Below are 16,511 nucleotides of genomic sequence, written 5' to 3'. Positions count from 1 at the left end.
GCGGCCCGGAACCAGATCTGCCGACCGGCATGTCGGAAGAACCGGGAGATACGCGTGAGCGAAATCACGGCAACGTCCGCGGCATCGGCGGCACCCCGTCAGCCATCGGCATTCTCCATTTCCGGCGGCCGCTTCCGCCACGCGAGGCCGGCAGCGACGGCGATCGCCACGATGCCGAGCGGACGTCCCCGGCGCAGCATCGCGAAACCGACCGTCGCCATCGCACCATTGCCGACAAGGTCGATGACTGCGCCGACAGGGGTGCGCGGCGTCCCGATTGCGGGTGCAGGCCGCTTCGCTTCGGGTGCTGGCGCCGCGCGGGGGGCCACTGACTCGGCGGGCGCGGGATCGGCATCTGTGGCCTCGCCCTCAACCTGTCGTTCGAGTTCGGCGTTCAGTTCGGCGCCCAGCAGGAACACATAGGCGGTAAGCCAGAGCCACGTCAGCGTCACGATGACCGCGCTCAGCGAGCCGTAGGTCGCGCCATAGTTGCCGAAATTGGATACGTAGAACCCAAACCCCGCCGTGCCCGCCAACCAGAGCAATGTCGCCCCCGCCGACCCCGGCGACAGCCATATCCAGCGGGGTTGCCGGTGGTCGGGACCGAAGCGGAACAGGATCGCCGCCGCCGTCACGACCAGCACCGCCAGCAGCAGGAAGCCGGCGATGCGGATCAGCGCCAGCACGGCAAGCGGCGCATTCGGGATCAGCCCGCTGAGGAATGCGAGCAGCATGGTCGTGCCGATCGCCGCGAAGATCATCACGACGCCGCCGCCGACCACGGCGAACTTCAGCAGCGTCAAACGGACGAAGCCGCGGCTCTCCTCCGTATCATAGGCGACGTTGAGGCCGGTGATGATCGCCGCAGACCCCTTTGTCGCGCCGTACCATGCCAGCAGCAGCGCGACGACCAGCCCGATCCCCTGCTTGTCCTTCGAACTTTCCACGACCGTCAGCAGCTGGTCGGAGATGATGGAGGCCGCATCCCTCGGCAACGACGCGAACACGCTTTCGATGTTGCGCCGTACCGTCTCCGCCTCGGCGAACAGGCCGTAGCTCAGCACGACGGCCCCCAGCGTGGGCACGATGGCGGCAAAGACGTAGAAGGCGATACCGGCAGCGATGATGCCGATGTTGTCGTCGCCCATCTCCTGCCACGTCCGCGTCAGGATCGCCAGCCATCCCGCGGGCGGCACCTGCAACGGGGAGCGCGCACCGGTGCCTGCGCCATGATCGGCAACGCTCATGCCGCCTGCTCCCGTTCCGCGCCGGCATAGTCGAGGCACGCCTCCACCGCCGCGCCGAGGCTGCCGACATAGAGGTCCGCGCCCAGGGTCCGCTGTATCTCGCGATCGGTGAGCGCCGCTTCGCCTTCCGGCCACAGCCCGACGAGGATCGGAACATCGCCCACGCGCGACCGGATGCGCCGTACGAGATAGCGCAGATGCGACGGCGAGCCGCCGATCTCGAGATAGGAGATGCACACGAGCCGGGTGCCCGTCGCGTCGAGGCGATCGATGTTCGCCCGCGATCCGACGTTATGCGGAACCCGCTTCGCGCCGAACCCGCGCTTGGCGAGCAGCTGTTCGAGCATGGCGGTCACCGCATCGTCGAGGACGCCGCGCCCGGCAATGCACAGCACGCTTCCGGCGGCGTTCCACTGCGCCGGCGCTGCCGGAAGAGTTGCCGGCGCGGTCTCCTCGAACCCCACCCCTTCTCTGACAAGCGGATTAAGGCGACCCTCGCGTGCCCTGGTTGCGCTGGCCGTGTCCTCCTGCCCATGAAGTTCATTCACCAGCACCAACATGGAGTCGACGACGCTGGTCGCCCGGTCGCGCGTGATGGCGCCCCGTTCGACGTCTGCCGCCGCCAGTTTCAGCGCGGCCAGTGCCACCTCGTCATAATAGGCCGTCAGCGACCGTTCGGCGAGCTGGCTCTCCGCCTGTTCGAGCGCCTCGTCCGGGTCCTCCGCCAGCATTCGCTGATAGAAGCTCTCGACCGGTGTAAGCGCCGGCCGATCACCCAGGATGACGTCGAGAAATTCGAGGCTCCGAATATGCCGGCCCAGCACGACCAGCAGCAGCGTCAGCGGCATCGACAGGACAAGGCCGACGGGACCCCAGATCCACGTCCAGAACACCGCCGCTAGCACTACCGAGAGCGGCGAGAGACCCGTCGAATGGCCGTAGAGCAACGGTTCGATGACATAGCCGATCAGCGGTTCGAGGACGATGAAGAGCGCCGCCACCATCAGCACCGTCGACCAGCCCGGATCGGCCCCGGCGGCCACCACCAATGGCAGGGCGGCCCCCAGCAGCGCACCGATATAGGGTACGAAGCGGAGCACGCCGGCAAGAATGCCCCATAAGGCAGGAACGGGCAGACCAATGATCCAAAGGCCAACACCCACGACGGTGCCGAAGCTGGCGTTCACCGCCAGTTGCGAAAGGAAGTACCGGCTGAGCCTGCCCCCGGCATCGTCCATCGCGGCCGTCGTGCGATGCAGGTCGGACGATCCGAACAGGCGGATCATCCGATCGCGCAGATCTTCCTTCTGCATGAGGATGAAGATCGCCACGACCAGCACGATCACGAAGGTTTCGAACGGCGCGACCACCGGTTCGAGATAGCCGCCCACCTGTTCCAGCACCGGAATCTGCTTGTCGATGACCCGGACGTTCAGGGGATGGGTGCGGGTGCCGCGCACGACATTGGGGTCGGCGACCATGGCCGGGGGCGGCGTGTCGGGTCCGATGAAGGGGAGCTGCTGCGTGATGAAACCGGTCGCCCGGTCGATCTTGGACTGGACGGTCGTGACATAGCCCGGTGCCTTGTCCGACAGGGACGCGGCCTGCATCCCGACCAGGGTGCCGATGCCGCCCAGCACACCCAGCGCGCTGATCACCGCCACGAAGATCGCCAGCCCCTTCGGCAACCGCAGGCGTCGCAGGAACAGGACGATCGGCGACAGGACGAACGACAACAGCACCGCCAGCGTGATGGGGATCAGCACGTCCTTGGCCAGGAACAGCCCGGCGATCACGACCACGGCTACCGCGAGACCCAACAGTCCGTCTCGACTCGGCACTTTTGCGGCCGCCACCTGAGCGGCTACTGCCCCTTGCTCAATCTTATCGTTCATCCGCTGTCCCTTCGGGGTCAGCAAACTCACACTGACCTACTTCGGTCCGTTCATACGCCGACCACCGGTTCTGCCGTACCGGGTTGGCGTGACATGCTATCCAAAGTTTTAAGGTAGCCAGGCGCGAAAGTGCTATAATGCCGTGCTAATCGCGCGGCGCTAACGTAGCGTCAAAATCATATCGGACGTCGGCGCGGACGCGAGACACCCGACAAGATTATGACGCTACGCCGTCTGCGGCAAACCGTCGGACGGACGATCCTCTTCGTATACCCTGTGTGGCAGCGTAATCGAACAGCGAACGCTGTGTGCAGATCAGATTGCTGACGCGGGAGGTGCGAGCCTACCCAGCCATGTGACCAATGCCAGAATCGTGACAGCGTACGCAGCTTCGATCAGAAGACTTCGCCGTTACCAAGCGAGTGCAGTTCGATGATTGGCCGTGGCGATCGAACGCTGGCGTGAGCCGAGAGGGGTAAGTGACGCCAGTCCCAGCATGGCAGCAAATAACGGCAGATTGGCAGTTAGCAGCCAAAGATCGATAACCTGGACCGGATCCGTGCTTTGCTTCGCCGTCTCGTGCAGGAGTGCGAGTCTCACACAGCAGGGCCTCGCCCAATCCTGACTGAGTTCGACCACTCTTAAGATCATAGGCGAAGACCAAAGCGCGGACCGAGCCAGATCATCGCTAGGTAGAGCGCGATTGTAAGCAGGCATCCTACCGCAAGCGCCATCCAGAACGGTACGGCGCGTTGCAGCAGCGCAGGGATCAGAAGGAACATCGGCAGGGACGGCAGCACGAACCAGAAGGTCGCGCGCGCGTGGGCGGCCATGCCAACCGGATCATGGGTGTCGCGCCATAGCCAGATCATTCCGAGCACCGACACAAGCGGCAACGACGCGACCAGCGCGCCAAAGCCGGGGCTGCGCTTCGCGATCTCCGACACCGCCGCGATGATGACGCCCGAAACAAGGGCCTTTGCCGCCAGGTAGAGCATACGTTCCTCTCAGACTGTCGCGATTTGCGGGGTTGGAGCGTGCCGCCGACCATGAACGATCCGGTAGAGTGCCGGCAGCACGAGCAGCGTCAGCAGCGTGGATGAGATAATTCCGCCGATCACCACCGTGGCGAGCGGACGCTGGACTTCGGAACCAAGTCCGACGTTGAGCGCCATCGGCACGAAGCCGAGGCTTGCCACCAGCGCCGTCATCAGCACCGGCCGGAGCCGGGTGAGCGCGCCTTCGCGAACCGCGTCATCAAGGTCCGCCCCTTCATCGCGGAGCTGGCGGATGAAGGTGAGCATCACCAGCCCGTTCAGGACCGCCACGCCAGACAGCGCGATGAACCCGACGCCCGCCGAGATCGAGAACGGGATGCCGCGCAGCAGTAGCGCGGCGATGCCGCCGGTGAGCGCCAGCGGCACGCCCGAGAACACGATGAGCGCATCCTTGGCCGACCGGAACAGCGCGACCAGCAGCCCGAAGATCAGCAGCAGCGCGAGCGGCACGACGATCTTCAGCCGGGTGGAGGCCGACTGGAGCTGTTCGAACGTGCCGCCATAGTCGATCCAGTATCCCGCCGGCAGCTCGACTTCCCGACCGATCCGCGCCTGCGTCTCGGCGATGAACGAGCCGAGATCGCGACCGCGCACATTGGTGGTGACGACCGCGCGGCGTTTGCCGTCCTCGCGGCTGATCTGGTTCGGACCGGTCGTGCGCTCGATTGTCGCCACCTCCGACAGCGGCACCGACCCCGCGCCGTTCGGCAGCGGGATAGGCAGGCGCTGGAGCACAGACGGGTTCTGGCGCAGCCGTTCGGGCAGGCGCACGACAATATCGAAGCGTCGATCGCCATCGAAGATCTGTCCGGCCTGGGTTCCCCCGGTCGCCGCGGCGACCACGGCCTGCACGTCTGCGATGTTGAGGCCGAGCCGGGTCAGCGCGAACCGATCGGGCAGGATCTGGATGAACGGCAGGCCCGTCACCTGTTCGGTCTGCGCGTCCTGCGATCCTTCGATGCCCGAGACGACGGCCAGCACGTTCGCGGCGACGTCCGCGAGTTGTTCCAGGTCGTCTCCATAGACCCTGATCGCCACGTCCGATCGGACACCGGCGATCAGCTCGTTGAACCGCATCTGGATGGGCTGGATGAACTCGTATCGAGAACCCGGCACCTGTTGCACCGCGGCATCCATTTCGGCGACGAGCTGCGCCTTGGGCTTGCGCGGGTCGGGCCACTGGTTTCGAGGCTTCATGATGACAAACGTGTCAGCGACGGAAGGCGGCACAGGATCGGTCGCGACATCGGCCGTGCCGATCTTGGCGAACACCTGCTCGACTTCCGGGAACCGCTTGATCCGACGTTCGAGCGCCGATTGCATCGCCACGGCCTGGCTGAGACTCGTGCCGGGGATGCGGAGCGCGTGGAGCGCGATGTCGCCTTCATCGAGATTGGGGATGAACTCCGATCCTAGCCGCGTTGCGGCGACGCCACTGACCACGACCAGTGCGACCGCGCCGGCGACGACCGCCACGCGCATCCGCAGCGCCCAATCGAGCAGCGGGCGATAGCTCCGCCCCGCCGCCAGCATCACCCGGTTCTCCTTCTCATCGACGCGCCCCGTGACGAAGGTCGCGACCGCGGCGGGAACGAAGGTGAGCGACAGCAGCAGCGCCGCCGTGAGCGCGAGGACGACGGTGAACGCCATCGGGTGGAATGTCTTCCCCTCCACGCCTTCGAGCGCAAAGATCGGCAGGTATACGATGGTGATGATGGCGATACCAAACAGGCTGGGCCGGATCACTTCGGTGCTGGCCGACGCCGCCAGATCGAACCGCTCGTCGCGTTCGAGCAGGCGGCCCTTGGCATGTTGTGCCTCGCCGAAACGGCGCAGGCAGTTCTCCACGATGATGACCGCGCCATCGACGATGAGGCCGAAGTCGAGCGCCCCCAGGCTCATCAGATTGCCCGACGTGTCCGATGCCACCATGCCGGTGATCGTCATCAGGAAGGATACCGGGATGACGGCCGCGGTGATGAGCGCCGCGCGGATGTTGCCGAGCAGCAGGAACAGCACGACGATGACGAGGATCGCGCCTTCGGCAAGGTTCTTCTCAACCGTGCCAACCGTCGCCTCGACTAGCTTGGAGCGGTCATAGACAGTGTTGACTACGACCCCGCCCGGCAGCGAGCGGTTCACCGCCTCGAGGCGTTCGGCGACCGCGACGCTGACATTGCGCGGATTTTCGCCGACAAGCATGTAGATGGTGCCGAGCACGACTTCGCGACCGTCCTTGGTCGCCGCGCCGTTCCGCAGCTCCGAGCCGATTTCCACATCGGCCACATCGGCGATGCGGATGGGGGTGTTCTGGCGATAGGCGACGATGATGCCCGACAGATCGCGCTCGTTCGTCGCCTGCCCCGGAACGCGGATAAGATATTGCGAGCCGGACTGCTCGATATACCCCGCGCCGACATTGGCGTTATTCTTCTCCAGCGCGGCCACCAGGTCCGACACGCTCAGGCCGAAGCCCGCGAGGCGTTCGGGATAGGGGGCGACAACATACTCGCGACGGTAGCCGCCGACCGAGTTGACTTCCGTGACGCCTGGCACCGTGCGGAGCTGGGGACGCACCACCCAGTCGTGCAGCGTGCGCAGATCCTGCGCCGTGTAGCGCTTGCCCGAGTCGTTGACCGCGCCGGGTCGCGCTTCGACCGTGTACATGAAGATTTCGCCGAGGCCGGTCGCGATCGGGCCCAGCTCGGGTTCGATGTTCGCCGGCAGCGTGCCGCGAACACCTTGCAGCCGCTCGTTCACGAGCTGACGCGCGAAGTAGATATCGGTGCCGTCCTTGAACACGACCGTGACTTGGCTCAGCCCGTAGCGCGAGACCGAGCGGGTATATTCCAGCCCCGGCAGGCCAGCGATGGCCGTCTCGACCGGGAAGGTGACGCGCTGTTCGGCCTCCAATGGCGAGAAGCCCGGCGCTTCGGTGTTGATCTGGACCTGAACGTTGGTGATGTCCGGCACGGCGTCGATCTTAAGGCGACCGAACGCCCAGACGCCCAGCCCGGCGAGGAGAAAGGCTATCGCCAGGACGGCGAATCGCTGCCGGATCGACAGCTGAATGATGCGTTCGAGCATGACGATTCCTAGTGGTCGTGGCTTGCGCCGGACTTTTCGATGTCGGCTTTGATGACGTAGCTGTTCTTGGCCACGTAGGTCGTTCCGGGCTTCAAGCCGCCCAGCACCTCGGTCCACTCAGGCCCTTCGCGGCCGAGCTGGAGCATCCGCACCTCGTAGGTATTGCCAATCTTGGCAAACACGACGCGGAAATCGCGGAACTGCTGGATCGCTTCCGTCCGCACCGCGAGCGGCACCGTGCGGCGATCAATGGTGACGATGCCGCGCACCGCCATCCCCGGCCGCCAGAACCCACCCGGGTTGGGCAGGCCCGCGCGCGCCGTCACCGTCTGCGTCTGGACTTCGGCCAGGGGCAGGAAGTCACGGATCGTCGATCCTTGCGTGCGCTCGCCTTCCAGCCCCCTGATCTGCACCGCCTGCCCCGGCCGGATGCGCTCGATGTCACGCGGGAAGACAGGGAACGTCGCCACGGTGCGCGACGGGTCGGAAATCACGAAGATTGGGTCGTCCCCGGTCACGTCGCCGACATTGGTGTTTCGCTGCGTGATAGCGCCCGCGATCGGCGCGGTGACGGAATAGGTCTGGAGCGAGTAGCTGCTTTCGACGCGCGCCAGCAGCATGCCGCGACCGACCCGGTCGCCTACGTTCCGGTGAACCGATACGACGCGCCCCGGAAACTTCGCACCCACGTCAGCGCTGGCCGAAGGGTCCAGCTCGACCCGGCCAATGATCTCGAGCGTTTCGCCTATCTCGGCAGGCCCGGCGACCGCCGTGCCGATGTTCGCGGCGCGCGCGGCCGGCGCCGCGATCGTCGTGCGGCCCTCATAGGATTGGAATTTCCACCCATGCCGCCGCCCGCCTTCGCTGGCGGTGACCGCGACATCGAAGCTGTGCGGCTCGACCAGCGTGGCTTGCCCGCGCAGATAATCCTCTTCGGGACGGAACGCGAATGTCGTGACCTCCCCGTCGAGACGCCGGATCGTGACGCTCGCCTGGACCTCAGCAGGTGCGACCGGCTTGTCATCGCGATAGGCGAATAGCCGGTACTCGGGCGGCACACCGTCCTCGAACACGGTAACCTCGATGGCGAAATCCCCGTCGCGGAGCATCCGGCCATTATGCGGTCCGCGCTCATAGTCACCGGCAGCCGGCGCTTCCTGTTCGGCGGTGGTGTTCCGAGCCCCCTCGCCACAAGCGGTGAGCGGCAGGGCGAGGAGCAGGGCGAGCGTGAGCGTCCGCATCATGGTGTTCCTTGGACAAGGGAGGCGAAACGGCCGGTGAGGCGATCGAGATCGACACGGGCTTCGTGGTGACGAGCGGCGACGCGGACCATGCGGGCGCGCGCTTCATGGAGCGCGATTTGCGCCGTGGACACGTCGAGGAAGGTGAACCCGCCGCGGTTGTAACCGGCGCGGACTTCGGCGAGCGTCCGCTGAGCGCCAGGCACCACCCGATCCCTGATTGCCTCTACCTCGTGACGCGTCTCCTCGACCTTCTCGGCCGCGAGCGCGATAGCCTGGGTCCGCTGGAACCGCTCTACCGCCAAGTCCGCCTCGACCTGCCTCGCTTCCGCTTCCGCGCGCGCGATGTTGGCGCGGTTGAGCCCGCGGTTGGCGAGCGGTAGCGACACGCCCGCGACCACAGCCACGTCACCCGTGCCGATATAGCGCGGACCCGCCGTCCAGGTCGGATCGGTGCGCGCACCCGCCTGTTGCAGCGTCAGCCCCGCCGCCGCGCGGCGTCGCCGCGCCTCGAAAATTGCGAGATCGGCAGCAGCGGGTCGGAGCGTACCAGCGGGGGGTTCGAGTATCAGGAAGCGATCGGCCGTGATTGCCATGCCCGCCGCGTCTCCGCTCCATAGCGATGCTAGCCGCTTCATCGCTGCGTCGCGCGCGTGCTCGGCAAGCTCCAGATCGACCTTGGCCTCGGCGAGCTGCGTACGCGCGCGCGTGCCGGCGAACAGCGGATCGCGCGCCTCGGCGACCCGGCGGCCGACCTCCCGCACCAGTTGCTCGGCGATGGCAACCCGCTCGCGCGCGATGCCGATCGCGGCTTCGGCCGCCTGGACCTCGACATAGAGGCGCTGCACCGCCGTCGCGGTTTCAAGCCGGCGCACGACGGCTTCGGCGCGCGCCACGTCGAGATCAGCATCGGCGCCCGCGACGCGCGCGGCGCGCTTGCCCCCACGCTCGATCCGCTGGCTATACGTCGCGCCGATCTGAATCTGGCGGTTCAGATCGTTGCCGCCGAGCCCGAAGTTTTCGGCCAGCACGTCGATCGACGCAGCCGGTCGCGTATCCGCACCCGCGCGGGCAGCGGTAAGCGCGTCGGTGCGTGCGGCAGTCGCTGCACCTTGCGGTGAGGCGGCGATCGCGCGGACGATCGCATCCTCAAGTGTCAGCGTCTGGCCGTGAACGACCGTCGCGGACGACAGCGCCGCCGCCATAATGGCGGCGCGCAAGCAGAATGGCATGGAATGATACTCCTGATCCTCACGACATAGCGCGGCCCACAGCAGGGCGCGCGAACGCGACGATCAGGCGGCGGGTGGTTCCAGCAGGGGCGGGACACCGCGCGACGGTAGAGCAGAAACCGACGCCATCACCAGTTTGGGGCCGATGCCGACCAGAGGTGCGCGCCTCCATTCTACAGGGCGGCTGAGATCACCGGTGACGTGCGCGTGAGCAGCGATCGCCGTGCCATCGTCCGAGCTGTTGCTGTCGGCTGCATCCGAAAGCTCCACATCAGTCTCGCCAGCATCGTGTGAGACAGCTTCATCGTCATGATGAACATCGACGTGCGCGACGTCATGGGCATGGAGATGTGGAACGGCTTCGCCCATGCTTCCGTGAGAAAGAAGCAGGACGCAGAGCATCAACAAGGCGAGGCACTGCCGCATCCCGGTTGCGTAACATCCGGAGCCGGATCGAACAACCTTGCGGTTTTGAGCTTGATGTCGCAGCCATTGGGTTGAGACACCGGGCAAAGACAACGCATCAGAGCGGTAGCCTGACCCTCCTCGTCTCCGTTCCGCTTTGATCGGCTAAAGCCCGACGAAAAGGGTCGCGCTCAACACATGGTTGGTCCGGTCGTCTCCACGCCGGAAGACGTGCTGATTCAGATAGCCCGGTTCCAATCGCATCCGAGGTGCGACCGGCACGCCGATGCCAACGAAAGTGCGCCACTGGTCCACGCCGTCACGGGCGCCCCAGCGCGTCGCGTTCAGGTTGAGAAAGCCTTCGGTGAAGGCGACCGCCTGCACCGTTCCCTGGCGTGCGATCGGCACCTGCAACCGGACGAACTGTCGCAACCGCCACCCGGTATCATCCTGTCCCTCCAGCATCCGCTGTTCGAGCCGCGTGCGACTGATGATGAGGGGGGTGCCGTTACGGTTTCGCACGGCGGCGAACTGAACCTGCTGCCAGAGCCTGTGTTCGTTCGTGGTCCGGCCGCCTTCCGGGTCGGTGCGGATATAGGCGTAGCCTGCGATGGCATGAGCGTCGCGCGCTATCCGCGCGCCGATCGCGGGTCGTACAATAAACTGGCTGCCCCCGCCGACGTCATCGGTCGCGCGCGCCTGCGCTTCGAGCCACAGGAAGAGGTCACCCCGGACAGGTCCTGTCGCGATCACCGAACCCCAGGCCTGCGTGTCGTCCTGCGCTTGGGCGGGAAAACCGATCAGCGCGCTCGCCAGACAGGCGAGAAGAAGCGGGATGTGTCGGACGATCGGTACATCCATTTGAATGCTACCCTTCATTGCATTGCCCGACCCGGGCTGACTGTTTCGGCATTGGTTTGAGGTGTGAGAGTACGCCCGTCCGGCTATGCCCTCAGTTCAGGGCGAATGCTCCGACCGCGGCCCCGACCGCGAGGACGACGGGTGTGGCGAGCTTGCTTTTCCAGCGGTACATGACCGCGAGCGCGACAGCGAAGATGAGCACGCTTGCGATCGGGTTCGGTGTCCGCGTGGCCGTGGTGCGGGCGAGATCGATCACCGTCACCACGATCAGACCGACGACGCCGGCGGCCACTCCGCCCAGGAAGAGCTGGAGTCGCTTGTGCTCGACGACGGCTTCCAACCGGTCGTAAAACAGAAGCGAAAAGGCGAAGGCGGGCAGGAACATGCCAGCGGTCATCGCCAGAGCGCCGGCCAGCCCGCCGCTGATCCAGCCCACGAAGGTCGCGAAAATCACGAGCGGGGCAGGCAGGATGCCGGACAGACCGAGGCCATCGAGGAACTGTCCATCGGTCATCCAGCCGCGACCTACCGTGTCGTTGCGGATGAACGGGATCGCCGTATACGCCCCACCGAAGGTCAGCAGGCCGCCCTTCAGCCCTGCCCAGAAAAGCGCGGGGACTGTAGGAGCGGATTCCCGCACGCCAGTCGCCGCCCCCGCCAGGGCAGTACCGCCCGTCCAGGTCAGGGTCGCCACGCCAACCGCCAGCGCCACAACGACCGCGGCCAGTGCGTAGCGACCGGTCGAACCAAGCGCATAGACTGCGCCGGCGGCGAGAAGCACGATCCAGAAACTGACCCCGGCAAGCGACGCAGCCGCAGCCGCGATGGCGACAGCCCACAGCCACGGTCCGAGCAGGATATGCTCGCCGATGCGATGGATGGCGCGCACGATCACAGCGATGACCGCCGCCTGGACGCCGAGGAAAATGGCACCGAACACGGTCCCCTGGATCGGCAGCCGGGTATAGGCCCAGGCGAGCGCGAGCATCAGGACCAGTCCCGGCAGCATGAAGCCTAGCCCGGCGAGGACACCCCCTAGGCGCCCCTTGGCACGGATGCCGAGATGCACGCATAGCTCATGCGCTTCGGGGCCGGGCAGCACCTGCATCACGGCCAGGAGCTTGTTGAACCGGTCGCTTGGGATCCAGCGTTCCTCGTCGACCAGCTCGCGCCGGATCATGGCTATCTGCGCCACCGGGCCACCGAACGCCATAACGCCGAAACGGAGGAAGCGCACGAACAGCGCGGGGTAGCTCAGTTCAGGTGGCCGGGCTTCCTCGATAATCGAGCTTGTGAGGTTGGAATGCTCGATATGTGCCATCATCCGGCCCCCTGTCCGCCGCGTTGTTTGGTGAAATGCGCGTGGAAACCGTCGAGCGCGCCCGAGCCTTGAACGATCCGCTCCACGTCATCATCGGTTCCCGCGCAGATGCCGTTGACCAGCGCGGCGATCCCCGCCGCTTCCGGTCGGCCGAACTTACCGTCTGCAATGTCGAGGTCGTGGATGATCTCGGCGAGCGCGATGAGCGCCCGGTCGGTATCGAGACCGGTCCGATAGACCAGTGTTTCGAACGAGCAGCGGTCACCCTCGTGCGTGAACTCTGCGTCCGGCATGTCAAAACGCAGTTCGTCCGGTTCGGGCACATAGCCTTTGCCGTCCACGAACTTGAAGCTGGCTTGCGGATCAATGAACCGGCGGATCAGCCAGGCCGACGCGATGCGATCGACATGGACATGCCGGCGCGTGACCCAGGTGCGGCCCTTCAACTCCGCGGGCGTCAATTCCGGCGCGCCTGTCCCGCTCACGTCCGGATGTTCATGGACGCGGCGGTCCGCGTCGGCGAGGGCGGCCAGGACAGCTTGCCGCCCGTGCGCGCCGAAAAAGTCGATCGCGGCGATTTCGTCCAGACGCTTTCTAAGCCGCCGGGTATCCGCCAAGGCCACCTCGCCGCCTTCGGTCAACGAGCGTAACTCACGCGCCAGATCGTCATAATCGGCGTCGCGAGCCGCGTCGAACATGGCGCGAAGTTCCGCACCGGTCATGCCTTCGACAAGCCTGGCCTCTAGGATTAGCGCCTCGCCGCCTCCGTTTGTGATTTCCGCTCGCAACTCCTCGAACAGCACGCGCGTGTCGGGACGCAGGGGTAGCGCGTGGACCGCGTTCTTCAGCGGAGCGGCACCGATCGCCTGCAAGCGCCGCCACACCCGCACGCGCAGATAGGCCGGCTTGGCCGGTAGCTGCGGGATCAGCAGCAGCCAGTCATGTGGCTCAATCAAAGGGGTGTCAGTCATGCAGTATCTGTATCATAGGATCTGCTGTGATCGTACACTTGTATCATTTCATGCAGCAAGCTAATTAATTGCCGAAGACAACGTGCGCATACCGCGGGCCGCGCACATTTGCGGACACGGCCTGCCTGTCGAATCCAAGGAGAGAAGCATTGCGTCACCTGTTGCTACCGCTTGCCGCCCTGCTCGTCGCGCCGGCAGCCGCCCAGACCACGTCGCAATCTGTACCGGCCACGGCGAACAGCGACCGGTGGACGGTGGTGGATGCGGGCCTTGGCCGAGGTGGCACGACGCAGCCGGACGGCGTGCGCCGGTACGCCTTTCCTCGTTCCGACCTGAACGTCCAGCTCGACGGCGTGACGATCAAGCCCGCGCTTGCGCTCGGCTCCTGGCTCGCCTTCATGCCGATGGGCGGACAGGCAATGGTCATGGGCGACCTCGTGTTGACGCATGACGAGGTGAACCCCGTGATGAGCAAGCTGCTCGCCAGCGGCTTCACCGTGACGGCGCTTCATAACCATCTGCTGCGTTCCTCGCCGGCGACCATGTACCTGCATGTCGGCGGGCACGGCGATCCGGGTGAGATGGCGAAGAACCTGCGGGCCGCGCTGGTCGAGACCCGGACACCGATGACCGCGCCCGCCAAGGCCGCGGACGCCAAACTCGACTTCGACACCGCCGCGATCGACGGGATCATGGGCGGCAAGGGCAAGCCCAACGGAGGCGTCTACCAGTTCGGCTTTCCCCGCGCCGAAAAGCTGAGCGACAGCGGAATGCCCGCACCCGCCTCGATGGGCACGGCAACGGCGCTCAATTTTCAGCCGACGGGCGGTGGCAAGGCGGCGATCACCGGCGACTTCGTGCTGACCGCTGCCGAGGTCGATCCGGTGCTTCGTGCACTGCGGTCAAACGGGATCGAGGTGACCGCACTTCACAACCATATGCTGGACGATCAGCCGCGGCTGTTCTTCATGCACTTCTGGGCAAACGATGACGCACGCAAGCTGGCCCGCGGGCTTCGCGCCGCGTTGGACAAGACCAACGTCGTCCGCCCCGCTGCGGGCTGATTATCCGAAGGCCATGCAAATCAGGAGCCGATCAATGCGGACGTTATTAAGTGTATCTCTCTGCGCGCTAGCTGTGGCGAGTTTTGCGGTGCCGTTCTCGCCGTCCCTCGCTCAGGCCGGGATCAGCACAAACCCGGCACCGTTAGAAACCACGGGCTATTCGAGCGCCGTCGAGGCGTTGAGCAAGTATGAGGTCGATTCCAGTCGGCTCGCGCTGACCCGATCGCAGAGCCAGGCTGTGCGAGCCTTCGCGCAGCAGATGGTCGATCACCATAGCCGCCAACAGCCAAGTCGAACCGGCGTTGGTGGACCCGACGCCGGCAGCGCCCTCGAAGGTCCCTTGTCGGAAATGCTGAACTCCTTGGAGAACGTGCCGAGCGCCGAGTTCAACGCGGCGTACAAGCGGGGGCAAATCGCCGCGCACGAGGAAGCGCTGAAGGTTCATGGCGCCTACGCGGCGCGGGGTAGCGATCTTACTGAACGGGCAAAGGCTCAAGCGGCCATGCCCATGATCCAGAAGCACCTCGGTGCAGCACGCGATTTACCGGGTGCTTGAGGGCGCCGAACCTTGATGGAAAGGCGTCTGGTGTCAAAACCGTTCGAGACTGTTGAAAAAGGCGCGCGAGGGAACCTCGAAGTGGATGGCTTGTAACGGCGAGCACCGGAGATGCGCCGCCTATCAGACCGGCGCGGCCCGTCGGGCAAGCAGCTGAAGGTTATAAGCTGCAGCCGCCATGGTGAACTCCTCGTTGGCCCCTGACAGGCCGCGCAGCTTGAGCGTTCGTAGTCTCAAATTCCGTTTCAGGTGGCCGAACACACGCTCGATCCGCTGTCGTCGGCGCCGCGCACGCACGTAGGCGTCAGTGCCGGCAAGCGCACGAACTGCGTCGCGGGCCAGGCGGGTGATGCTGCGCTTTCGACCGGTGGTGCATTGGGGTTTCAGTCCGCAGGCTGCACAATCGGCGATGTGGCTTCGGTACACGCGGACCTGACTGGCGCGCTTGGTACCGCAGTGACCGAGCTGCTTACCCGCCGGGCAGTGATAGGCGTCGGTGTCGCGATCGTAGCGAAAGACATCGCGAGTGAAAAAGGCATCGCGCTGGCGGCTGCGGTCGATGACCGGGATGTACGGCGTGATATTCCGGTCCATCAGCCAGCCCAGCAGAGGGCCGCTGCCATACGCCTTGTCAGCTGAGAGGCTCTCAGGCGCAATGTCCAGCCTGGTGCCGGCACGCGACACCAACGTCCGGGTTGCCGCGACTTCTGCCGAAAAGCGCGCCGGGGTCGCTTCCACATCGAGGATGCAGTCGGTGTCGAGGTCGAGCAGCGGGTTGATGGCGTAGGCGTAGCGTGCTGGCCCGTGCTTGGAGGTGAACGCCGCCTGCGGGTCGGTCGGTGAAATGCTGGTCGGATCGATGGGCACCGGTTCGTCGGGATCGGGCGGTAATGCGGCATCGAGCGCCGCCAGATACTCAGCAATAGGCCGCGATACGCTCTCCCTGGCACGCAGCTCGTCAGCTGCGTCGGTCCCCTTCAGCTTCTTCTCCCGGCTTGCGTCGGCCATGATCGTGCTGCCGTCCACAGCCACGTCGCGCCCTGCAACCAGCCCGGCCGCGGCGCAACGTGCGACCACCTGCTCGAACAGCAGGCGATGCAGGTCGCAGGCGCGGAAACGACCATGCCGGTTCTTGGAGAAGGTGGAGTGGTCTGGCACCCGGTCGGCCAGATCGAGCCGGCAAAACCAGCGATAGGCAAGGTTGAGGTGCACCTCCTCGCACAGGCGCCGTTCCGAGCGGATACCGAACAGGTAGCCGATCAGTAGCATTCTCAGCATCAGCTCCGGATCGATCGAGGGCCGCCCGGTCGCGCTGTAGTTTGCTGCCAGCGCCTCGCGCACGAAGCCGAAATCCAGAAGACCGTCGATGCGTCGCAGCAGGTGATCAGCAGGCACATGTTCGTCGAGCCGAAACCCGTAAAACAGCGCGCCCTGCGCCACCTGTCGACCCATCATGCTCGTGATCCCCTGACGCCTCGCAGGAGTGAATCACGCCTCCGTCACCGCCGCAAGCAGCCGTTTTTCAACAGTCTCGGTCGGTTGTGACACCAGCAGACTACCATAGCTTTCGGCA

The 16,511-nt window shown here is 65.5% G+C and carries 13 protein-coding genes; 3 read left to right on the top strand and 10 right to left on the bottom strand.

Going from position 1 to position 16,511, the window contains the following annotated elements:
- Window positions 1-98: 98 nt before the first annotated feature.
- From ABLE43_RS17535 to ABLE43_RS17510, 6 genes are all read right to left on the bottom strand, one after another.
- On the bottom strand, window positions 99-1,247 hold the full coding sequence (locus ABLE43_RS17535; protein WP_348979623.1) for a YihY/virulence factor BrkB family protein: 1,149 nt from the start codon (window positions 1,245-1,247) through the stop codon (window positions 99-101).
- The gene (locus ABLE43_RS17530; RefSeq protein WP_348979622.1) at window positions 1,244-3,067 is read right to left on the bottom strand and encodes an AI-2E family transporter; all 1,824 of its coding nucleotides are present in this window, start codon (window positions 3,065-3,067) and stop codon (window positions 1,244-1,246) included. Before ABLE43_RS17530 ends, ABLE43_RS17535 begins: the two co-directional genes overlap by 4 nt.
- A 722-nt stretch (window positions 3,068-3,789) precedes the next feature.
- Window positions 3,790-4,140, bottom strand: a complete 351-nt coding sequence (locus ABLE43_RS17525) for a DUF3147 family protein (protein WP_348979621.1) — start codon at window positions 4,138-4,140, stop codon at window positions 3,790-3,792.
- A 9-nt stretch (window positions 4,141-4,149) separates the two neighbouring features.
- Window positions 4,150-7,287, bottom strand: a complete 3,138-nt coding sequence (locus ABLE43_RS17520; protein ID WP_348979620.1) for an efflux RND transporter permease subunit — start codon at window positions 7,285-7,287, stop codon at window positions 4,150-4,152.
- Between the two features lie 8 nt (window positions 7,288-7,295).
- Window positions 7,296-8,528, bottom strand: a complete 1,233-nt coding sequence (locus ABLE43_RS17515) for an efflux RND transporter periplasmic adaptor subunit (protein ID WP_348979619.1) — start codon at window positions 8,526-8,528, stop codon at window positions 7,296-7,298.
- Window positions 8,528-9,733 carry a TolC family protein gene (locus ABLE43_RS17510; protein ID WP_348979618.1) on the bottom strand — a complete coding sequence of 402 codons (1,206 nt, stop codon included), beginning with the start codon at window positions 9,731-9,733 and terminating at the stop codon, window positions 8,528-8,530. Before ABLE43_RS17510 ends, ABLE43_RS17515 begins: the two co-directional genes overlap by 1 nt.
- 336 nt (window positions 9,734-10,069) lie before the next feature.
- Here ABLE43_RS17510 and ABLE43_RS17505 point away from each other — a divergent pair, with 336 nt between their 5' ends.
- On the top strand, window positions 10,070-10,261 hold the full coding sequence (locus tag ABLE43_RS17505) for a hypothetical protein (RefSeq protein WP_348979617.1): 192 nt from the start codon (window positions 10,070-10,072) through the stop codon (window positions 10,259-10,261).
- A 69-nt stretch (window positions 10,262-10,330) separates the two neighbouring features.
- On the opposite strand, the gene ABLE43_RS17500 is transcribed toward ABLE43_RS17505, so the two are convergent.
- The 3 genes from ABLE43_RS17500 to ABLE43_RS17490 all read right to left on the bottom strand — a co-directional run bounded on the left by ABLE43_RS17500 (window position 10,331) and on the right by ABLE43_RS17490 (window position 13,318).
- Complete coding sequence (locus tag ABLE43_RS17500; protein WP_348979616.1) at window positions 10,331-11,026, bottom strand: DUF2490 domain-containing protein; 696 nt, start codon at window positions 11,024-11,026, stop codon at window positions 10,331-10,333.
- 91 nt (window positions 11,027-11,117) lie between these two features.
- The gene (chrA, locus tag ABLE43_RS17495; protein ID WP_348979615.1) at window positions 11,118-12,347 is read right to left on the bottom strand and encodes a chromate efflux transporter; all 1,230 of its coding nucleotides are present in this window, start codon (window positions 12,345-12,347) and stop codon (window positions 11,118-11,120) included.
- Complete coding sequence (locus ABLE43_RS17490) at window positions 12,347-13,318, bottom strand: chromate resistance protein ChrB domain-containing protein (RefSeq protein WP_348979614.1); 972 nt, start codon at window positions 13,316-13,318, stop codon at window positions 12,347-12,349. The genes chrA and ABLE43_RS17490 overlap by 1 nt, the downstream gene beginning before the upstream one ends.
- 68 nt (window positions 13,319-13,386) lie before the next feature.
- Between ABLE43_RS17490 and ABLE43_RS17485 the strand changes: the two genes are divergently transcribed.
- A complete protein-coding gene (locus ABLE43_RS17485) occupies window positions 13,387-14,382 on the top strand; it encodes a DUF1259 domain-containing protein (RefSeq protein ID WP_348979613.1) in 996 nt (331 codons plus the stop codon).
- Window positions 14,383-14,416: 34 nt separating this feature from the next.
- The gene (locus ABLE43_RS17480) at window positions 14,417-14,938 is read left to right on the top strand and encodes a DUF4142 domain-containing protein (RefSeq protein WP_348979612.1); all 522 of its coding nucleotides are present in this window, start codon (window positions 14,417-14,419) and stop codon (window positions 14,936-14,938) included.
- 123 nt (window positions 14,939-15,061) lie between these two features.
- Here ABLE43_RS17480 and ABLE43_RS17475 read toward each other — a convergent pair whose 3' ends face one another.
- On the bottom strand, window positions 15,062-16,393 hold the full coding sequence (locus tag ABLE43_RS17475; protein ID WP_348979611.1) for a transposase: 1,332 nt from the start codon (window positions 16,391-16,393) through the stop codon (window positions 15,062-15,064).
- Window positions 16,394-16,511 lie beyond the last annotated feature (118 nt).

Origin of the sequence: Sphingomonas silueang (genome assembly GCF_040049155.1) — a bacterium.
Classification (GTDB): domain Bacteria; phylum Pseudomonadota; class Alphaproteobacteria; order Sphingomonadales; family Sphingomonadaceae; genus Sphingomonas; species Sphingomonas silueang.
This window is presented reverse-complemented; position numbering and strand designations above follow the sequence as displayed.

Excerpts from the sequence above, each read along its gene's own strand:
- ABLE43_RS17500 (WP_348979616.1), bottom strand. The coding sequence starts at position 11,026 with ATGGATGTACCGATCGTCCGACACATCCCGCTTCTTCTCGCCTGTCTG.
- ABLE43_RS17480 (WP_348979612.1), top strand. The coding sequence starts at position 14,417 with ATGCGGACGTTATTAAGTGTATCTCTCTGCGCGCTAGCTGTGGCGAGT.
- ABLE43_RS17535 (WP_348979623.1), bottom strand. The coding sequence starts at position 1,247 with ATGAGCGTTGCCGATCATGGCGCAGGCACCGGTGCGCGCTCCCCGTTG.
- ABLE43_RS17475 (WP_348979611.1), bottom strand. The coding sequence starts at position 16,393 with ATGATGGGTCGACAGGTGGCGCAGGGCGCGCTGTTTTACGGGTTTCGG.
- ABLE43_RS17505 (WP_348979617.1), top strand. The coding sequence starts at position 10,070 with ATGATGAACATCGACGTGCGCGACGTCATGGGCATGGAGATGTGGAAC.
- ABLE43_RS17525 (WP_348979621.1), bottom strand. The coding sequence starts at position 4,140 with ATGCTCTACCTGGCGGCAAAGGCCCTTGTTTCGGGCGTCATCATCGCG.
- ABLE43_RS17515 (WP_348979619.1), bottom strand. The coding sequence starts at position 8,528 with ATGCGGACGCTCACGCTCGCCCTGCTCCTCGCCCTGCCGCTCACCGCT.
- ABLE43_RS17510 (WP_348979618.1), bottom strand. The coding sequence starts at position 9,733 with ATGGCGGCGGCGCTGTCGTCCGCGACGGTCGTTCACGGCCAGACGCTG.
- chrA (WP_348979615.1), bottom strand. The coding sequence starts at position 12,347 with ATGGCACATATCGAGCATTCCAACCTCACAAGCTCGATTATCGAGGAA.
- ABLE43_RS17490 (WP_348979614.1), bottom strand. The coding sequence starts at position 13,318 with ATGACTGACACCCCTTTGATTGAGCCACATGACTGGCTGCTGCTGATC.
- ABLE43_RS17520 (WP_348979620.1), bottom strand. The coding sequence starts at position 7,287 with ATGCTCGAACGCATCATTCAGCTGTCGATCCGGCAGCGATTCGCCGTC.